18 protein-coding genes are annotated in these 19,574 nt (G+C 52.1%); 7 read left to right on the top strand and 11 right to left on the bottom strand.

Features of this window, described 5'->3' with window-relative positions:
* Positions 1 to 8: 8 nt before the first annotated feature.
* From UNDYM_RS00620 to UNDYM_RS00605, 4 genes are all read right to left on the bottom strand, one after another.
* A complete protein-coding gene (locus UNDYM_RS00620) occupies positions 9 to 878 on the bottom strand; it encodes a carbohydrate ABC transporter permease (protein WP_162039282.1) in 870 nt (289 codons plus the stop codon).
* Positions 875 to 1,699, bottom strand: coding sequence for a carbohydrate ABC transporter permease (locus UNDYM_RS00615; protein WP_232064313.1), 825 nt, complete (start codon positions 1,697 to 1,699; stop codon positions 875 to 877). The genes UNDYM_RS00620 and UNDYM_RS00615 overlap by 4 nt, the downstream gene beginning before the upstream one ends.
* A 115-nt stretch (positions 1,700 to 1,814) precedes the next feature.
* Positions 1,815 to 3,065, bottom strand: a complete 1,251-nt coding sequence (locus UNDYM_RS00610) for an ABC transporter substrate-binding protein (RefSeq protein ID WP_162039280.1) — start codon at positions 3,063 to 3,065, stop codon at positions 1,815 to 1,817.
* A gap of 279 nt (positions 3,066 to 3,344) precedes the next feature.
* Positions 3,345 to 4,244, bottom strand: coding sequence for a LysR substrate-binding domain-containing protein (locus UNDYM_RS00605; RefSeq protein ID WP_162039279.1), 900 nt, complete (start codon positions 4,242 to 4,244; stop codon positions 3,345 to 3,347).
* Positions 4,245 to 4,375: 131 nt separating this feature from the next.
* On the opposite strand from UNDYM_RS00605, the gene UNDYM_RS00600 reads away from it, so the two are divergent.
* Entirely contained in the window at positions 4,376 to 4,858 is a 483-nt protein-coding gene (locus tag UNDYM_RS00600; RefSeq protein WP_162039278.1) for a nuclear transport factor 2 family protein, read from the top strand.
* On the opposite strand, the gene UNDYM_RS00595 is transcribed toward UNDYM_RS00600, so the two are convergent.
* The 5 genes from UNDYM_RS00595 to UNDYM_RS00575 form a co-directional block, all read right to left on the bottom strand.
* Entirely contained in the window at positions 4,828 to 6,027 is a 1,200-nt protein-coding gene (locus tag UNDYM_RS00595; protein WP_162039277.1) for an acyltransferase family protein, read from the bottom strand. The two genes, UNDYM_RS00600 and UNDYM_RS00595, sit on opposite strands and share 31 nt — an antisense overlap.
* 120 nt (positions 6,028 to 6,147) lie before the next feature.
* Positions 6,148 to 6,846 (bottom strand): LytTR family DNA-binding domain-containing protein, encoded by a 699-nt coding sequence (locus UNDYM_RS00590; RefSeq protein ID WP_162039276.1) that lies wholly within the window; start codon positions 6,844 to 6,846, stop codon positions 6,148 to 6,150.
* Complete coding sequence (locus tag UNDYM_RS00585) at positions 6,843 to 7,958, bottom strand: sensor histidine kinase (protein WP_232063654.1); 1,116 nt, start codon at positions 7,956 to 7,958, stop codon at positions 6,843 to 6,845. Before UNDYM_RS00585 ends, UNDYM_RS00590 begins: the two co-directional genes overlap by 4 nt.
* Entirely contained in the window at positions 7,925 to 8,863 is a 939-nt protein-coding gene (locus UNDYM_RS00580) for a LysR substrate-binding domain-containing protein (RefSeq protein ID WP_162039275.1), read from the bottom strand. Before UNDYM_RS00580 ends, UNDYM_RS00585 begins: the two co-directional genes overlap by 34 nt.
* A gap of 3 nt (positions 8,864 to 8,866) precedes the next feature.
* On the bottom strand, positions 8,867 to 9,313 hold the full coding sequence (locus tag UNDYM_RS00575) for an Lrp/AsnC family transcriptional regulator (RefSeq protein ID WP_232063183.1): 447 nt from the start codon (positions 9,311 to 9,313) through the stop codon (positions 8,867 to 8,869).
* Between the two features lie 125 nt (positions 9,314 to 9,438).
* Between UNDYM_RS00575 and yedA the strand changes: the two genes are divergently transcribed.
* A complete protein-coding gene (yedA, locus tag UNDYM_RS00570; protein WP_162039273.1) occupies positions 9,439 to 10,323 on the top strand; it encodes a drug/metabolite exporter YedA in 885 nt (294 codons plus the stop codon).
* Between the two features lie 131 nt (positions 10,324 to 10,454).
* Here yedA and UNDYM_RS00565 read toward each other — a convergent pair whose 3' ends face one another.
* Entirely contained in the window at positions 10,455 to 11,504 is a 1,050-nt protein-coding gene (locus UNDYM_RS00565; RefSeq protein WP_162039272.1) for a GGDEF domain-containing protein, read from the bottom strand.
* Positions 11,505 to 11,811: 307 nt separating this feature from the next.
* Here UNDYM_RS00565 and UNDYM_RS00560 point away from each other — a divergent pair, with 307 nt between their 5' ends.
* Together UNDYM_RS00560 and UNDYM_RS00555 are read left to right on the top strand one after the other, a co-directional pair.
* Positions 11,812 to 12,429: a methylamine utilization protein gene (locus UNDYM_RS00560; RefSeq protein ID WP_232063653.1), complete on the top strand. Its 618-nt coding sequence runs from the start codon at positions 11,812 to 11,814 to the stop codon at positions 12,427 to 12,429.
* A 56-nt stretch (positions 12,430 to 12,485) separates the two neighbouring features.
* Positions 12,486 to 14,888 carry an EAL domain-containing protein gene (locus tag UNDYM_RS00555; protein WP_162039271.1) on the top strand — a complete coding sequence of 801 codons (2,403 nt, stop codon included), beginning with the start codon at positions 12,486 to 12,488 and terminating at the stop codon, positions 14,886 to 14,888.
* Between the two features lie 10 nt (positions 14,889 to 14,898).
* Here the strand turns inward: UNDYM_RS00555 and UNDYM_RS00550 are convergent, their stop codons facing one another.
* A complete protein-coding gene (locus tag UNDYM_RS00550) occupies positions 14,899 to 16,611 on the bottom strand; it encodes a diguanylate cyclase domain-containing protein (RefSeq protein ID WP_162039270.1) in 1,713 nt (570 codons plus the stop codon).
* Between the two features lie 315 nt (positions 16,612 to 16,926).
* Here UNDYM_RS00550 and UNDYM_RS00545 point away from each other — a divergent pair, with 315 nt between their 5' ends.
* From UNDYM_RS00545 to UNDYM_RS00535, 3 genes are all read left to right on the top strand, one after another.
* Positions 16,927 to 18,078, top strand: a complete 1,152-nt coding sequence (locus UNDYM_RS00545) for a lipopolysaccharide assembly protein LapB (RefSeq protein ID WP_162039269.1) — start codon at positions 16,927 to 16,929, stop codon at positions 18,076 to 18,078.
* Between the two features lie 92 nt (positions 18,079 to 18,170).
* Positions 18,171 to 19,064: a DUF3034 family protein gene (locus tag UNDYM_RS00540; RefSeq protein WP_162039268.1), complete on the top strand. Its 894-nt coding sequence runs from the start codon at positions 18,171 to 18,173 to the stop codon at positions 19,062 to 19,064.
* 9 nt (positions 19,065 to 19,073) lie between these two features.
* Positions 19,074 to 19,538: a group 1 truncated hemoglobin gene (locus tag UNDYM_RS00535; RefSeq protein WP_162039267.1), complete on the top strand. Its 465-nt coding sequence runs from the start codon at positions 19,074 to 19,076 to the stop codon at positions 19,536 to 19,538.
* Positions 19,539 to 19,574 lie beyond the last annotated feature (36 nt).

Here is a 19,574-nt window from a genome sequence, read left to right as displayed (position 1 = left end):
ACCCGTCCTTAACCTTTCACCGCACCAGCGGCAATGCCACGCACAAACCAGCGGCCTGAAATAAAATAAATAGCCAGCGGCAGCAAGGCCGTCAATATGGTTGCTGCCATATTGACGTTATACATCCTGGTACCGGTCGTCGTATTGATGACGTTATTCAATTGTGCTGTCATCGGCAAATGTTCACGCCCCGCAAATACCAGGCCGAGGATGTAATCGTTCCATACTCCGGTGACTTGCATGATGGCGGCCACGACTATCATGGGCAGGGAAATGGGCAGCATCAATTGCACAAAGATGCGGAAAAATCCGCCGCCGTCTATGCGTGCGGCATGAAACAGTTCTTGCGGTATGCCTAGATAATAATTGCGGAACAGCAGGGTCATGATGGGCATGCCAAAGATCACATGCACCAGGACGATGCCAGGCAGGGTGCTGAACATATTCAGCGCCGCCAGCACCCGCACCAGCGGGAACATCATGACTTGCACAGGAATGAAAGCACCCGCCAGCAAAATACCAAACAGGAGTTGTGAGCCACGCGGCCGCCAGAATGACAATGCGTAACCATTCAGCGCACCCAGAAAAATCGCCAGCACGGTACTGGGCAAAGTGATCGCCACTGAGTTCCAGAAGCCGCTACTGATACCTTCACAGGCCACGCCTGTACAGGCCGTGCTCCACGCCTGCCGCCATGGTTCTAACGTCATGTGCATGGGCAAGGCAAAGATATTACCCAGGCGGATTTCTTCCATCGATTTGAAAGAGGTCACCAGCATGATATACAGCGGCAGCAAAAAGAATGCCGCAGCAGTCAGCAAAAAGGCATAGATGCCTATGCGTGCTGGCGTCCATGTGCGCTTTGTGTTTGTCCTCATGTTTTGCCCTTGCGCGCTCTGGCATAGGCGTAGGGTATCAATAGTGCCAGGACGGGCAGCAGCATCATGATGGCGCCGGCAGATGCAAGTGACAGGTTGGCGCGGCCAAACAAGTGATCCATGATGAATTTTGCCGGTACTTCACTGGCAGTGCCTGGGCCACCCTGGGTCATGGCTTCGACCGCATCAAACAGTTTGACGACAGCCGTTGCCAGCAACAGGAATACGGTGGCAAAACTGGGAGCCAGCATGGGGATGATGATGGACAGGTATACCCGCCAGGTGGGTATGCCATCCATGCGGGCAGCCTTCCAGATGTCCTGATCTATGCCGCGCAATCCTGCCAACAGCATCGCCATGACCAGACCCGATGCCTGCCACACGGTGGCAATGACAACGGTATAAATGACCATGTCCTGATCAACTATCCAGTCAAACTGAAAATCCTTGAACCCCAATTGTCGTATGCCTTCTTGTATCCCCACACCAGGCGTCAGCATCCACTGCCACACCAGGCCGGTGGCGACGAATGACATGGCATAGGGATAAAGGAAGATGGTACGCAGCACGCCCTCGCCCGTGACATTCTGGTCTATAAAGACAGCGAGCAAAAAGCCGATGATGACGCAAGCCAGGATGAACAGCACACCATAGATGGCCAGGTTATTCAGCGACAACAGCCAGCGCTCATTGTCGAACAGACGCTCATACTGGCTGAGGCCGACAAAGTTATTGACGGGCAGAGTGCGTGAGCTGCTTAATGAAATCTTCAATGTCCACAATAAGGTTGCCAAGTAGCCGAATACCACCGTCAGGCTCATAGGCAGCAAGGCAGCTTGAGGTATGAGTTTGGTATGCAGCTTGCCTTTGAATCTGGCGCTGGGCTGGTTGGTTGACATGGGCGAGATGGCGCTTGGTGGGGTATTAATATGCTACTTAATTTTTCAATGCAGCGATGATATTCTTTTGTGCTTTTTCTACAGCCATATTGGTATTCCAGTAAGCTGTCAGCACATCGGTCAGGGCACCATTCTGGTCTGGCGTCAGGTAAATCTCACCTATGCCTGCATTGCGGCTTTTGTCCTTCATGATTTCCAGTCCGGTCTGCGCACAAAGGTTCAACTGTGTCACATCAAGATCATTGCGTACTGGGATGGAACCCTTGAGCTTATTGAATTCCAGTTGCGGGCCAGGTGCCACCACAATGCTGGCCAGCAGCTTTTGCGCCTTGATGGTTTCTGGATTGCTGGTTTTTGGAAAAACAAAAGCATCGCCCTGTATCAGATAAGGTGCTTTTGGTCCCAGGCCTGGCATGCAACCATATTCGCGGCCAGCGACTTGTTTGGCCGCGACAAATTCACCCAAAGCCCAGTCACCCATGATTTGCATGCCCGCTGCGCCTTTGATGAGCAAGGCTGTGCTGTCATTCCAGTTACGGCCAGGTGATGCTGTGTCAATGTAAGAGCGCAAGCGCTTGAAGCTCAGCAACACCTTGCGAAAGGCTTCTGAATTCATGGCAGTGACGTTACGGTCACGCATGACACTCAGGTAGAGGTCCTTGCCACCTACATTGGCCAGCATGGCCATGAAGACGATAGTCTCTTGCCAGGCCTGACCACCATGCGCCAGCGGTATCAGGCCGGCTGCCTTGAGTTTATCGAGAGCAGCAAACAGTTCATCTGGTGTGGCTGGTTCTTTGTCTATGCCGGCTTTTTTGAATGCGGATTTTGAATACCATATCCAGGCTGGCATGTGGATATTCACCGGTACGGCATAGTAATGCCCCTTGATCTTGAGGACATTGCGTATGGGCTCAGGCAGGGTCTTGTCCCAGTTCTCTTTGGCAGCGACATCATCGACATTATTGAGCATGTCTTGCTCGACGACATCCTGGAATTGCCTGGAAATATTGAATTGCGCCGCAGTGGGCGGGTTGCCACCGACCATGCGGTTGATGGCAACGGAACGCGCCTGGTCACCACCGGCGATAGCAGTATCTGTCCAGACACCGCCAGCGGCACGATAAGCTTCGGCAAATTTGGCGACAGCCGCCGATTCACCACCGGATGTCCACCAGTGCATGACTTCAGCCTTGGGACCTGCGGCATGTGCAGACATGCTCGCGGCTACCAGGCCGCCAAGGCCACCGAGTAGCAGGGCAAGCACCGGTTTATTGGTTTTATACATTTTGTCTCCGCCTAAGTTTCCACGGGTGCAGATGGCAGATCGTGGTCTGCAATTTTTCTGCTTTCTTCTGCTTTTTTCTCGTTATACCTGTTACTGCATACATGGAAATTCCCGCATCTCATCATGCCCAGTCACATCGGCTGAATACAATTGGAAACGTTCCCATAAATCCAGGCAAAATATAACACCCTGGGTTTTCCAGTGTCAACATATTGTCAATATGAAAAACAACAGGGTAAGCACACCTGCTGGTTTTCATCACATCTCTCACCCAGGAATTCAATGCTGCACCATGGCTGCACGCAACTGTGCGACGATGAGATCGACAAAACTTCTCACTTTGGCATTTGCATAGCGGCCTTCCCTGTGTACCACATGCACGGGCAATGGCGCAGTCTCGTATGCCTGCATGACGCGGCATAATTGCCCACCATCAAAATACCTATCCACCTGGTAGGACAGCAAGCGGCTGATGCCCAGGCCTGCGAGGCTGGCTTCTATGGCCGCATCATTGCTGCTGACCGTGAGGCGTGGCTTGACCTTGATCGCCATATTCTGGCCTGCATGGGTAAAGCGCCATTCGACCATGGGGGTGACGCCGGTGGCGGCAATAATGCTATGCCCGCTTAAGTCATGCGGACTGGCTGGCGTACCATGCGCTTGCAGATAAGCGGGCGAGGCGCACAATATACGGCGTATCTGCCCTACCCGTATTGCCTTCATGCTGGAATCTGGCAATTCACCTATGCGCACGCCGACGTCAATGCCCTCTTCCAGCAAATTAACGACACGGTCGAGGAAAAGCGCAGACACATCCATCGCGGGATAGCGCTGCAAATATTCGACGATGCCAGGCATGACAAACATTTTGCCAAACATGACGGGGGCAGTAACTGCCAGATGACCACGTGGTTCGGCATTGATACCTGCCGTGGCTTCATCGGCAGCCTCGACATCGGCAATGATGCGGCGGGCATCTTCCAGATAACGCTGACCGGCTTCTGTGACCCTGACAAAGCGGGTGCTGCGATTGAGCAGCTTGACGCCCAGTCTGGCCTCCAGCGCTGCGATAGCGCGGGTCACTGCAGGCGGCGACATGGCCAGACGACGGGCTGCAGCGGCAAAGCCCTCTTCTTCGGCAACGGCTACAAATACGGTCATCAGATGCAGCTTGTCCATGGCACTCCGGCGATTATTCCGTTATTTACAATAATTAATTGTAAATCATGGCTATTCTTCAGACAAACGATATTGCGTAAATTTGAGTATTCATAACTCAACTCACGATATTTACTTAAGGACGAATGAAAATGGATAAGTCATTAGAAATTGCACGCCCACCCTTACCCCCCTTCACATTGGAGACGGCAATACAAAAAGTACGTATGGCAGAAGATGGCTGGAATACCCGCGACCCGGACAAGGTGGTGCTGGCTTATACGGTGGATACGGTCTGGCGCAACCGCCATGAATTCCCGCAGGGGCGCGAGCAAGTCAGGGAATTTTTACAGCGCAAATGGGCAGCAGAACGTGAATACCGCCTGATCAAGGAATTATGGGCATTCAGCGAGAACCGCATCGCCGTACGCTTTGCCTATGAGAGTTGCGACCATGAAGGCAACTGGACGCGTTCTTATGGCAACGAGAACTGGGAATTTGCTGAGAATGGCCTCATGCATAAACGTTTTGCCAGCATCAATGATCTGCGCATCAGCGCAGATCAGCGTTTATTCCACTGGCCCCAGGGCAAGAGGCCAGATGATCATCCCGGGCTCAGTGCTCTTGGCCTGTAAGCCAAACCATGATCAAGTCCGAACAGTGGGCGCAGGAAAAACACCCGGCGTATGATCTCGTAACTGAGGAAGCAGGTCGTTGCTGTCAGCGCCACCAGCAAGATGCCTTCTGGTAGGGCAGGCAAGGCCAGCGGTTTCATGCCATGCGCCATGATGACGATATAAGTCTGATGCAGGATATACACAGGAAACACTGCCTGCGTCAGATAGCGCCTTGCCGGGCTGTCAAAGTTCAGGTACTGCTTCGCATAACCGCAGGCTGCAACAATCGCTGACCAGGCCATGCATACCCACACGCCGCGCTGTAGCATGATGAACCACTTCGGTGTTGCGTCATACTCAAAGCTGAAATAGATGATCAGGAACAGCCAGCCACATGCAGCGATTCTGAGTGCCAGCCAGCGCATGCTGGCAAGCTCTTGCCAGAATGCCTGGGAATTGGCAATCAGGGCACCGAATGTAAAGATAAACAAATAGCAGGCATGGTTATACCAGTCGGCCACCAGGCCATTATTCGGCGGGTAAGAACTGAACAAACCCATGCGCACCAGCGCCAGGTAAGCAACAGGCAAAACCAGAATGCGCCAGCCCTTCATCTGCTTTTGCAAGCAGTTGCGGGCAGCCTGGAACCATGCAGGTTTGAAAGCCAGCCAGAACCACAGCAACACGCTATATACCCACAAATAAGTGACGAACCACAGGTGATTCCAGGTTGGCAGGTCCAATACCTTGCCTTCTATCTTGAAACCGCGATAGTGATGCACATAGAGCTGCATGAATTCGCCATAACTGCCGGCATAGGCCAGTTTCTCCACCACTTCGAAATAAGCTTGTGGCGGCACCACGACGAACATGCCAAAGATCAGCGGCAGCAAAAGACGCAGGCTGCGGCTGTGCAGGAATTTGCCAGTAGCGATTTTTTCCAGCATGAAGGCAGATGCCACACCAGAAATGAAAAACAGCAGGCTCAAACGCCAGGGATTGGTCAACATCATCAACGGCTGTATCGCGCTGCTGGCATGCGGACTTTTGACATGCCAGCCCCACTCTACATAGTACATGCCTACGTGATACAGAATCAGCAGGAAGAAAGCGATGATCCTGACCCAGTCGAGAAAATATAAACGCTGGGACGGCAAACCTGGCATTGCTATGCTTGAATTTGACATGGCTCTTTTTCTGGTCATTGATGAACACAGACGCGATACTAAAAGCGTGATCAAATTCATACCAGAAAAATGTGGCGGACTGGATGTGAGCAGGGGTGAAATGGAAATCTCAACCAGGACTTAGCTGGCAAGTGCCTGTACGACCTCATCCCTGTGCTGACGGCTGCATGGCAGGCGCAGGCCATCTTGCAGCAGCAGTTCAGCATCGCCCTTTTGGGCTGGCAAGACCTGGGTAATCTGGTCCAGCCTGACGATATGGCTACGGTGGCAACGCACAAAGCCCTGCCCCAGCCTGTCCTGCAAACCCGATAAGGTCTGGCGCATCATGTGCTGCTGTTGGCTGGTAAAGATCATCACATAATTATCAGCAGCTTCCAGTCGTATGATGTCGGCCAGTTTAATGACAGTGACGCGGCCTTTTTCATTCAGGAGCAAATGTTGTTCTGACTGTATTTTCCTTGCGCTGCTCCTGCGCTCACTCACTCTTTGCAGGGCGCGCAGGAACCTCGCCTCATCATAGGGTTTGAGCAGGTAATCTATCGCATTCGCATCAAAAGCCTGAAGGGCAAACTGATCATAAGCAGTGACAAAAACGATCAGTGGCACAGGTGCTGCCAGTTGACTGGCGACGGTAATACCATCCATCTCCGGCATTTGTATGTCGAGGAAAACCAGGTCGGGCTGCTGTTTTTGTATGCACTCCAGTGCTTCCCTGCCATCCCTGGCTTCTGATACGACGGCATCTGCCACATGTTCGGCTACCAGGCGTCTGAGCTTGTCCCTGGCATAAGCTTCGTCATCAACGATGAGAATTTTCATGTTGCCATGCCTCCGGTATCAATGGGCAGGCGCAGCTCGGTCATGACGCCAGATGGCCTCAGATCGGTCAATTGTAAGCTGGCTTTATCCTGATACAGGACTTGCAGACGCTGGCGTAAATTGCTGATACCTACGCCCGAGCTTTGTACACTATCCTGCAAATGCCCTGCATCATCCTCAATGCGTAAGATGACTTGCGCTGCCTCTTTATATGCCGTGATCTTGATGTGAGTAAGTTGGCTGCGTTTTTCCACGGTATGCTTGAAACTGTTTTCCAGTATGGTTTGCAGGCTCATGACCGGTACTTTACTGCTTAGTACATCGTCAGCAATGTCCCAGTTGATCTCTACCCTGTCGATAAAGCGCAGACTCATGAGTTTTGCATAGGCTTGCAGCAGCTTCAATTCATCTGCGAGGCTGGTTTCGCTGTGCTGGCCCAGGTCCATGCTGGCGCGCAAGAGTGCGGCGATCTCGCTCAGAGCAGTGTCAGCCAGTTTGACATCGGTGTACATCAGTGATGAAATGGTGTTGAGTACATTGAACAGGAAATGCGGTTGCATCTGTTGCGTCAGCCTGTGCAATTGTGCATCACGTAACAGCGCCTGGGATTTTTCTGCATTCTCTTTTTCTTCGAGCAAAGAAGCATAGGCTTGCAAGCCAAAAATCACGACATAAAACATGCCAAAGAACATGAATATCTTGCTGCACTCATAAAAATACACCTTGATCCAGCCATCATGCTGATAGCTGAGTCCCAGCAAGGCATATACCGAGTGACGCAGGCTATATACCAGCACCACAAATACAGTGCTGAACAAAGGCAGAGGCAGGATTTGCTGCCAGAACCATCTGGCTGGCGTCTGCAATAAATGCCTGTCAGTCAGCTTGCGCCTTTGCAGCAAGAGCAGCAGTGTGCCGACGAGGGCAGAAGAGCTTTCCCAGAAGATGGGTTCCCAGATATGTTTGCCGCCACCTTTGAGGTGATCTTGCACGGCTACCGCCACCATCAATAGCCAGAACAGAAACCAGCCTGTGAAGACTGGTTTTTTGATCTTGTTCCAATACACCAGCCCATCCATTATTGCGCCACCAGGTTGCTGGTGCCCAGCCATTTGCCACTCATGCTCAAATCGCGGGTCAGTTCCAGCACCAGTTTTTCTACTGCCATAGCTGCATTGGTGAGCGGGATATTCTTGGAGGCGCACAGAGTCACGGTACGCGATAGTTGCACATCGCTGATGGGGCAGGCACGCATTTCGCCGCGCTCGATTTCTGCCAGCATCGGTGATACTGGCAAGATGGTCGCCCCCATATCAGCCATCAACGCAGATTTTAAAATCGCTATCGAGGTGATGTCGATGACATTCTCTATGTGCTTGCCCTGCTCCCTGACCACCTGTTCTATGCGTGGCCGCACACCATGTTGTATGCTGGGTAAAATCAGGGTGGCCTGCAAGGCTTGCGCCAGGGTGATCGATTTGCGCTTGCAGGCGAACTGAGAATCCTTGCGGGTGATGTACATCATTTCTTCTTCTACCAGCGGCTTGGTGGCAAAACCGCCGAGCTGGCCGTCATCAAACAAAATCGCCAGGTTCAAACGGCCTGAGCGTAATTGCTCGGTCAGGTTGCCGGTCAATTCTTCTGTCAGCTGGAACACGATATCGGGGTAAGCCGTGCGTACAGCTTTCAATAAAGGAAAAGCCAGCGCACCCGAAGCACTTTGCGGTATGCCCAGTGCCACTGTGCCACTGGGTTTGTCAGTCGATTGGGCGACGGCTGATCTGGCATCGCTGACCTGCTTCAAAATCGCCAGCGCATGTTCATAGAATATCTTGCCGGCATCAGTGGCTTGCATGCCTTGCGCCGACCTGTGCAACAGGGTCGCACCCAGCTCTTCTTCAAGTTGCTGCAATTGCTGGGTCAGCGCCGGTTGCACGATATGCAGCACACGCGCTGCGCGCGACAGTGAACCGTGATCAACGATGGCGACAAAATAACGTAGCTGGCGCAATTCCATTTTTTATTCCACAGGCTTGATGGCCCGTCTTTCTATCGATGAAGACAGGATCAGGGAAGTCGAAGTCACACCGCAACGCGCAAGACTGGTAATCACGCGCTCCAGCTCGCGCACTGATGGCGCGACTACTTTGACAATCACGCAATCTTCGCCGGTAATGGCATGGCATTCAACTACTTCAGGCACTTGCTCGGCAATTTTTAGTACCGGCGTATCGGTTGCGCGGCTGGCAATGCGGACAAAAGCCGTAATGCCATAACCCAGCGCCTCGGGATTGACCCTGGCGTGGTAGCCTGTGATGACATTGGCGGCCTCCATGCGCTTGACCCTTTCGGTCACGGCAGGCTGGCTTAAATGTATGCGGCGGCCTATCTCGGCCATGGTGACCCTGGCATCGGCCTGCAAAATCTCGAGGATTTTGCCATCCATCATATCCAATTCTATTTTCACGGGGAAAACCTGCTTTTTCGTTGAGATTAAAAGAAATGTACCTGATTTACCTTTGATTATCCATTCAAAATTCAAACTCACTGACATACACTGATTACCTGAATTTAATCCATGCCTCCTCAGCCATGCGCCATCTGCCACGTCAAGTCTTACTCGCCCTGCTTACCGTCTATATAGTCTGGGGTTCCACTTACTTTGCCATACAGGTGGCTTTGAAGGCTTTCCCGCCTTTCATGATGATAGGTACGCGCTTCCTGGTAGCCGGTGCTATTTTGTATGCATGGCAAAAATGGCGCGGTGCACCCAACCCTAGTTTGCGTGAATGGCGCGATGGCGGCATCGTCGGCATCCTGATGCTGGGCGGTGGCACTGGTCTGACGGCGGTGGCGCAGCAATATGTGTCTTCCGGCCTCACTGCCGTCTTCATTGCCTGCTCACCAATGATCTTGTCTGGCTTGTCCGGCATGTTTGGTGACTGGCCCAAGCGCCGCGAATGGACAGGCATACTCTGCGGCTTTGCCGGTGCCCTGTTGCTGGCATCTGACGGCCAGTTCTCGGCTCAGCCTTTAGGCATATTGTTCTTGCTGGGCGCAATACTATGCTGGGACGTAGGTTCGATTTTGTCGCAAAAGAAACTCAAGATGGCTGCAGGCGGCATGGGCTTTGCAAGTGAAATGCTGGTCGGTGGCCTGTTCCTGTTCATCATCAGCCTGGGCAAGGGTGAGCAACTGACAGGGGAAGTCACCATCAATGCGATGGCAGCCTGGGCTTATCTGGTAGTGGCAGGTTCGCTGCTGGCATTTACTGCCTATATGTATTTGTTGTCCAAGGTACCGGCTGGCCTGGCTGCGAGTTATGCCTATGTTAATCCCGTCATTGCGGTTGCCCTGGGCGTGGTGTTTGGTGGCGAACACCTGTCCATGCGCGAGATGCTGGCGATGAGCATCATACTTGGCAGCGTGATAGTGCTGACCAGCGCGCACAAGCATAAGGAACAGACGGCCAGCTGATAAGTTAATCGTTGCCTGAGAATTGCCCGCATAAAAAACAATGGCGCTGCAACACTGCAGCGCCATTATTACTTCAATAATCCCGTCATCAATCAACTGAGCAGTCAAATAAGGCCAGACCAGGCTCCATCCTAAAAAAATTCAGCGGTATCGTTGGAAACTTCAATCTTCAAATCACCGCTGGACACCAGTTCATCATAAAAACAAGTCCGGTTGCGGCCATTGGTCTTGGCGAAATACAGGGCCTGGTCAGCCCGGCCTACGATAGCAACAGCGGGTTCGAACGGATCTATACGGGCATAGCCTATGCTGATGGTCACCGTGCCGACCTGCGGGAAATAATGCTGCTCCACATTCTGACGGAAGCGCTCGAAGATGGTATTGGCATCTTCCTGCGAAGTCGAACGCAGCAGGATGACGAATTCTTCACCGCCAAAACGAAACAGGCGGTCTGAGGGGCGGAAAGAACTGCGCAAGAGATTGGCGATCAGGATCAGCACTTCATCGCCATACAGATGTCCGAACTGATCATTCACACGCTTGAAATGATCAATATCGAGCACGGCCAGCCAGTGCTGACGCTCAGGCTCATGGCTGCGGCGTTCTTCTTCTGCGCGCTCAGCCTCTGTGCTGGCCTGCTGCTGCAAGGCACTGCTACGCAAAACCTTGGAAAAATTATCATCAAAAGTCTTGCGGTTCAGCAAACCTGTCAATGAGTCGCGCTCACTATAGTCAAGCAGATTTTGGAAATTGCGATAGACGATCAGCATGCCGTTGACGACTTCCATCGCCGTCGTGGTGTAATTGGCAGGCTTGTAAATTTCCAGGCAAGTATGCAATTTGTCATTGATCCAGATCGGCAGCCAGATAATTTTGCCGCCTTCTATGACTTGCTCTATGACTTGCTGTTTTTGTGCAATCCCCTCTTTCAAGTGAGGGTAAAGCTCGATGGAGTCATGGGAAGCAGGGGACGCCTGGGTTTCGTCGGCAATCGCGACATTGTCATTTTCTATACTTATATGCGGCTTGATAAAGACTTGCTGGCCGACAGAAACCACATCCAATACCCGCGCCGATTCCGCGTTGGTCAATTGACGCAGCGCAGTAATTACTGAAATATTCAGTAAATCATGATCGCGATGCCCGGTAATTTCTACCAGGTGTTTAATGATTGATTCCATGCCCCGTATTCCTGCATCTTCCTGCCGATTCCAGCCGATCCTTGCATTAATTACCAGTACGAACTCGCCAGCGACAATCCGGCACACGCAAGCACTGCGCACAAATTGCCCTTATACAATAGTATAACAATTCAGGGCTGGCTTTACCTGATATTCTGCAAACTATTCATGCAGAGACATATTTTTACAAAATTGCACGAAAAATGCGTGGAATCCGATTTTCAAATAGTGCAGGCAGCCATACAACTATCGAACTAAAGTAATATAAGCAAAACTCATTTAAATCATTTTTTGCCGGGGTGTAGCCATGAAACGTCTGCGTACCAAATCCTGCATCCTCATGCTGGGCTGCATGGCAGGCAGCCTGATCATGGCTGGCGCAGCATCTGCCACGTCCATACAGGTGACAGACAGCAGTGGACAGGCAGTACAGGATGCGGTGGTCTATGCAGAACTTGTTGGCAGCCCGCAGATTACCAAGTCAGCCACGGCTGAAATCCAGCAAAAAGACAAGAAGTTCATGCCCTTCGTGACCGTGATACAAACCGGCACTTCGGTTTCCTTTCCCAACAATGACACGGTCAGGCATCACGCTTATTCGTTTTCCCCGGCCAAGCCTTTTGAATTGAAGCTGTATTCAGGCAAGCCTGCTGCACCTGTAATATTCGACAAAGCCGGTACCGTGGTGGTTGGCTGCAATATCCACGACCAGATGGTTGCCTATATCCAGATCGTCGATACTCCCTATTTTGCCAAAACCGATGCGAGCGGAACTGCCCGTCTGCCCACCATTCCTGCCGGCAAATATGTATTGAAGACCTGGCATCCCAAACAACCAGCGTCGGCACAGGTACAAGAGCAAAACATACAAATCGACAGTAATGGCCCCAACCTGACTGTAAAATTGAATTACAAGGCTGGTTAATTACAAGACTGAATTGGCAGGAAATACTTTTCCCACGCACACCAATAGGAAAGTTCATGCGTTTGCATAGTTTGGAAAGCCGGGTTGTTGCTCTATTCATAGGCCTGCTGTTGACGGTACAACTGGCGGCCTTTTTTGCTATTGGTAATGCCATAGACAGAAACGCCCGTACCGCCGTTGAAGAGAATCTGAAAATCAATGAAAAATTCCTGCTGCGCCTGCTTGACCAGAATGCACAAAAACTCATACAGGGTGCCATCGTCCTTGCCAAGGATTATGCCTTTCGCGAAGCCATAGGTACGCACGATACTGAAACCATCGTCTCAACCTTGTCCAATCACGGCAACCGCATAGGTTCAGACCTGACCATGCTGGTCGGGTTGGACAGGAAAATCACGGCTTTTTCAGCAACCAGCAAAACCAGCCGCAGCAATGGTGCAAACAATGAATTAAGCAATAGCCTGCAGCAATCGGTTGCCGCACTGATACAAACCGCAGAAAAAACCGGCAGTGCTGCCAGTACGGCCATCGTCGATGGCAAACCTTATCAAATGGTAGTCGTGCCTATCGAAGCACCGGTCACCATCAGTTGGGTAGTCATGGCCATCCCCATAGGCAAGGCCCTGGTGACCGACATGCATGAATTATCGCGCATGCAAATCAGTTTGCTGACCTCTGAGAAACAGGGGCGCTGGCTCGCGAATGTGTCCAGCCTCAATGATGAAAACGCTGGCAAGCTGGCCCAGCAATTACCTGTTGCTGACAAACTGGTCAATTATCTGCCTGCCCTGCAAATCGATGACGACCAGTATAGCGCCCGCATACTCAGACTGGCACAGAACGAACAGTTCAATACCATCGCCGTGCTGCAACTGTCGATCAGCCAGGCAGTCGCCCCTTATAAGGACTTGCAGCGCAATCTCTTGCTACTGACAGTACTTGCTGCCGTGGTTGCCAGCATCATCAGCGCCATCACTGCCCGCCGCATTACCGGGCCGGTAAGGCAACTGGCAGAAACTGCGCGCAGTCTGGGTGCTGGTGACTACACTGCCACCATTGACGTCAAACAAAAGGACGAGATCGGCGACCTGGCGCGCACCTTCATGACCATGCGTGATGGTATTGCCCAGCGTGAAAAAGAAATCAGCCGTCTGGCTTACTGGGACACCCTGACCAATCTGCCAAACCGGGCACTGTTTACCGACATGCTGGAAGAAGCCATTGGCAGCGCACGTTCCCATGAAAAGTCCTGCTATGTGCTGATGATGGACCTCGACCGTTTCAAGCATGTGAATGACGTCATGGGACACCGCTTTGGCGATATCCTGCTGAACCAGGTTGCCATACGCCTGTCGGCAGAACTTGGTGCTGGCGGTACCAAACCCGCCCGCCTCGGTGGTGATGAATTTGCCATACTGTTGCCAAATAGCGCCAAGGAAGATGCACTTGATCTGGCGAACCGCATCCTGCGCTCACTGGAAAAACCTATCTCCATAGAAGACCAGACTGTTGATCTGGGGGCCGGCATCGGCATCGCCGGTTTTCCTGAACATGCGGGGGATGCCCAGAGCCTGCTGAGCCGGGTTGAGGTTGCCATGTATGCGGCAAAACTCGGCAATAGTGGCGCGGTCATCTATTCACCTGACATCGACAAGTCCAGCCAGCAGAGCCTGTCTTTGCTCAGCGAATTGCGGGCAGCACTGGAACAGCAGGCCTTCCGTTTATATGTACAACCCAAGGTTGGTCTAGACCATGGCCAGGTGATTGCAGTCGAAGCACTGGTACGCTGGATACATCCCGAGCGTGGCTTTATCTTCCCCGACCAGTTCATTCCCTTTGCCGAGCAAACCGGCTTCATACGCCAGTTGACGCACTGGGTCATGAATGAAGCAGCACGAGTCTGCCACCTGTGGGCCCAGCAGGGCATACACCTGAAAATCTCGGTCAATATTTCTACCCGTGATTTGCTGGACCAGGATTTGCCGGGCAAGTTTGCCCATATATTGCAAAACCATGAAGTAAAAGCTGCCTCGTTTTGCCTGGAAATCACTGAGAGTGCCATCATGGATGACCCGGTCCGGGCCTTCCAGACGCTGGACAAATTGCATGCCATGGGCTTTGAGTTGTCTATCGATGATTTTGGCACGGGTTATTCGTCACTGGCCTACCTGAAGCGCCTGCCGGTTCATGAACTGAAGATAGACAAATCTTTTGTACTCAAGATGGAGAAGGATATTGATGACACCAAGATCGTCAAATCGACCATAGACCTGGGACACAATATGGGCTTGCGGGTAGTTGCCGAGGGTGTCGAAAATATAGAAGTCATGAATTTGCTGAAGGAGCTGGGCTGCGACCAGGCTCAGGGGTATTACATCAGCAAACCCATGCCTTCAACTGACATGCCTGCCTGGCTGGGCAAGTGGCAGGAGCAAAACCAGCCATCGAGTCCAGTCTGAATCAGAACAATCAGGCCAGATGCACGAACTGGCCTGATTTACGGTCGCGTTTGCGGTTATACATGCGGCTGTCGGCGATCTTGATGAGGCGCACATAATCACTGCCATCCTCAGGGAAGCTGGCCCAGCCTACCGACACACCAACACTGACAACGATGTCTTCCAGCGCAATCGGCTGTTCGACGACATTGCAGATTTTTTCCACGGTATTGTTGATATCGATAGAGCTCTTGGTATCTTTCAGCAGCAACACGAATTCATCACCGCCGTAACGTGCCACTTCATCCGTCTCACGAATAGCCGAGCGCAAACGCGCAGCAATCACAACCAGGGCCTTGTCGCCAGCATCATGACCGTGATTGTCATTGATGTATTTGAAGCGGTCCAGGTCTATGAACAATAAGGTAAAGCCTTCACTGGCACCAGGATTTTCCAGCGCCTGCTTTTGCAGGTAATTGATCTGGGTGAACAGGGATTCACGGTTGGCCACCTGGGTCAGCTTGTCATAGCGCAGCTTGTTTTCCATCTCCATGAAAGTCTGGGCCAGTGTGCCTATCTCGTCCGTGCGGCGGATTTGCAGGCTGGGCATGGGTTCGCCATTGCCAAATTTTTCAGCAGCAGAAGTCAACTTGCGTATATCTCGTATCACGCGCTCAACGATGGTCAGGCCTATGGTGAGTGCAAAGATGACACATGCCAGGGCAATCACCATACTCTGCATGAAGCCCTGGTTGATACTGCTCATGAAGTCAGCACGGGGCACGGCGACCACGGTCAGCCAGTTCAAGCCCTGCCTGTTACCCAGTGGAGAAATCGCCACATCAATGGTGCCATTGCTGAGCTCCATCGATTGTGTCTGGGTAGCCTGCAATTTCATGCTCCCGACTCTTTGGAAAGTCTCACTGATCAGCGGTGTTTTCATGTCGATGGCACGCATGCGTTCTGGCACGCCATTCACGGTGCGCTCAGGCAGTTCCTGGCCAGACGTGGCAACAATATAACCATCCGCATCGACGATATAGGCGACACTGTTCTTGCTGATCTCGAGTTTGCGCAGGAAATTCGATAATTCCTTGAGCGTCAGGTCGGTGGCCATGACACCGGCAAACTCATGGTTCTTGTTAAAGACCGATTTTGCCAGCGTGATAGTCGGATAATGGAAAGAGAAATTATTGTAGATTTTTGACCAGACCGGTCTTTCCGAGGTCTGGGCAATTTTGTACCAGGGGCGCAAACGCGGATCAAAATCGTCGCTGCGCAAGATGTTCGAGCGATCACCGACATGACTGACGCGGAAGACCGTGCGCTTGTCGCCATCGGGTTCCCGCCAGAACAATTGCACCATTTCCTTGGAAATTCGGTAAACACCGACAAAACGCCCGTCGCTACCGCCAAAGTACACATAATTATTCACATCCATGAACAAGCCACTGGCCGCCCAGAATTTTTCTTCCAGGGCTTTCATGTCCGCAGAAAAATTCTGCTCTTTGGGCAAATTGCTGGGGCTGGGTGCGACTGACTCCAGCGCAATCAGGGCACCATCGAGGTGTTTTTCGGTCGCCAGGTTGATACGGTTGACCATATCGCCAAGTATGCGCTGCGTCAGGGTATAGACGGCATCTGTCCCGGCCTTCATGGAGACCCAGCCTATGGCGGCAGACACCCCTATCACCAGGACGATGATGGGTATCACCAATTCTCGACGCAAAGAAGAACGACTCATACTTGGGCTCAATCAGGCTCAAAAAAAGCGATCGGAAATTCCTGTCCGGCATCCTGCGCTGCACTTCCCCCGCAACTTCAAGCTATTTAAAGCGGCAAAATACCATGAAGAAAAATCAGGGGGCTTTAGTATATACCGTTAAAAATTGTTAAAACCAACTTATGTGACAACACAGAGATTAAATCTTGCGTATTGTGGTAAATGGACTGGCCAGATCAAGACGAAATACAAAGGCCAGCTTAAATTTCTACCATTTCTTTTATAAAATGAATCGGTTACTCTGATGAAAAATTTCTTTTGAGCAACCAACATACCATGGACTTATACGCCACCGATAGCGAAGTTACGCAGTTAGAGCAGCGCTTGACCGGAACGGTGGTGCAAGAACAACTCGACGAATTACTGACACTAGCCTGGCACTTGCGTCAGCGCGACAGCAGCCGCGCCCTGAGCCTGTGCGAACAAGTCAGCAAACTGCTGAATACCTCCAACAGGACGGACACCGACAAAGCCCTGGTCTATCTGCGCCTGCAATTGATCAGGGCAGAAGAAAAGTGGCTGCATGCTGATCTCGACAGCGCGGCAGCCATTATCCAGGCCATCTTGCGCCACCCTGACGTGCATCTCGACCCGGCTGCCCTCAGCGATGCCCATCGCATGCTGGGTTTCATCTTCTCTGACCAAGGCAAGCATGTGGAATGTGACATAGAAATGGCCATCTCCATAGACGAAGCCAGCAAGGGAGATGATGTCTTGCGCAAGCAATGTACAGCCGCTGCCCTGGCCCGGGTTGCTGTTTTGCGTGATGATAAATTGGCCAAGTCTTACTTCGACCGCTATTTTGCCTCGAGGAATACCCCAAAAGAAATCCACCCTGGCCTGGCCGCCCTGATGGATGATTTTCTTGGTTTATATACTGGCCTGAATGGTCAGCTCGACGAATCTGTTAGCTACCTGAGCAAGGCGTATCAGGCCTGTCTCGATTCTGGCCAGATACGCCGTGCCATCCTGACCGCAGCGAATATAGGTTATAGCTATAGCAAGGCAAATGATTTTGAAACTGCACTGGAATGGCTGCAAAAAGCACTGCAACTGGCCAAACCCACAGGCTGGGCACCCAGCATAGGCAATTGCCTGATGCAAATAGGCGACACTTTGCGCAAGATGGGGTCGCTCGACGCCGCAGACCAGATGCTGCATGAAGCCCTGGAGCAGCTATCCCGGCTGACCGGTTCACGCAATTATGCCTTGACCATCAGCGTACTTGCCGATGTTGCCCTGGACAGGCGTGACTACCATCTGGCCTACAATTTGTTCAGCCAGCTGGCGATGCTGCAAGGTGCGCAAGAGCAGGCTGATTTGCAGGAAGCCGCAAGGCTGGGGCAGGCAAAGGCGCAAGTCAGACTCCAGGCCATGACCAGGGAAGCCGTAATCCATAAACCTGACACACTTGTTGCAAAGCGTTAATTGGTCTTGTGCAACACCTGACTAGCTTGTATAAATGAAGCCAGCTCCAGCCGCAGGCTGGATTACCACGAACTGCCGTGAGAGTAGTCACCATGCTGCGCCTGAAATCCCTCCTCGCCTTTACTCTGTCAGCTTGCGCCAGTATCTCCATGGCGCAGGGTCTGCCAATGCCCGACAAAGGCAAACTGCTGGCGACCGGGGGCGTGATACAACTGGAAGGCGCAGGCGGTGGTGGTATTACACCATGGGCGACGATTACCGGTTATGGCAGTGAAGACAGCTATGGCATCAATGCCCATATCACCCAGGTCAACACCCAGGACTATCGCCTGCAGACTGCTGGTGTCGCTATCGGTATTGCCGACAAACTCGAAATGTCACTGGCGACACAAAAATTTACGGGCAGCCTGGCCCCTCTAGACAAACTCGAACTGCAACAGGATGTCGTCGGCATCAAACTCAGAGTAGCCGGCGACCTGGTCACTGACCAGGACAAATGGCAGCCGCAGGTAGCCCTGGGCGCCATTTACAAGCGCAATCATGCAGTCAAAGGTCTGGAGGCACTGGGTATCACCAGCGTCAAACAACTGGGTGCCGTGGATGACAGCGGCATTGATTATTATCTGTCGGCCACCAAGCTGATACTCGATCATAGTCTGCTACTGAATGGCACTTTACGTCTGAGCAAGGCCAACCAGATGGGCTTGCTGGGGTTTGGCGGCGACAAGCGCAACCATTACCAGTTATTGCCAGAAGTGTCAGTCGCTTACCTGCTCAACCGCAAGCTAGTCGCTGGCGTCGAATACCGCAGCAAGCCGCAAAATCTGGCAGTCGATCATGAAAAGGCCTATTACGATGCCTTCCTGGCATGGTTCCCCAGCAAATCAGTTTCACTGACACTGGCCTATGCCCATCTGGGTGACATTACCATCTTCAATCCAAAGAACCAGCGTGGCTGGTACTTGTCACTGCAAATCGGCAATTGAGATAAGCGCATGAAATTCATATCACCCATTCCACCCATTCCCGCGCTTGCCAGCTTGCTGTTTGCAGTAATGGCAAACACTACTGCAGTCCAGGCCCAGACTACACCGCCAACCCTGTACCAGGCACTCGGCAGTGAAAGCGGCATCAGCCAGATTGTGGATGAAGCCCTGCGTATCATTTTGCGGGACGAGCGCATCAAGGCCAGCTTCAAGGAAACCAATATCCCCAGGCTAGCGCAATTACTGAAAGAGCAATTCTGTGTCATCAGTGCCGGCCCCTGCAAATACAGTGGGGATGACATGAAAACCGTGCATCAGGGACTGGGTATCAATGCCGCACAATTTTATGCCCTGGCAGAAGATGTACAGATCGCCATGGACAAGCTGGCCATTCCGTCTGCCACACAAAACCGCCTGATGGCCTTGCTTGCGCCGATGAAGCGCGATATCGTTTTCCCCAAGGCGCAACCCTGATATTTTTGTCTTTTTTTTGCATTAAATCTGAATCTG

It is taken from the genome of Undibacterium sp. YM2 (genome assembly GCF_009937975.1).
Lineage (GTDB): Bacteria > Pseudomonadota > Gammaproteobacteria > Burkholderiales > Burkholderiaceae_D > Undibacterium.
Note: the sequence above shows the minus strand (reverse complement) of the source record. Positions and strands in the feature narration are given on the sequence as shown.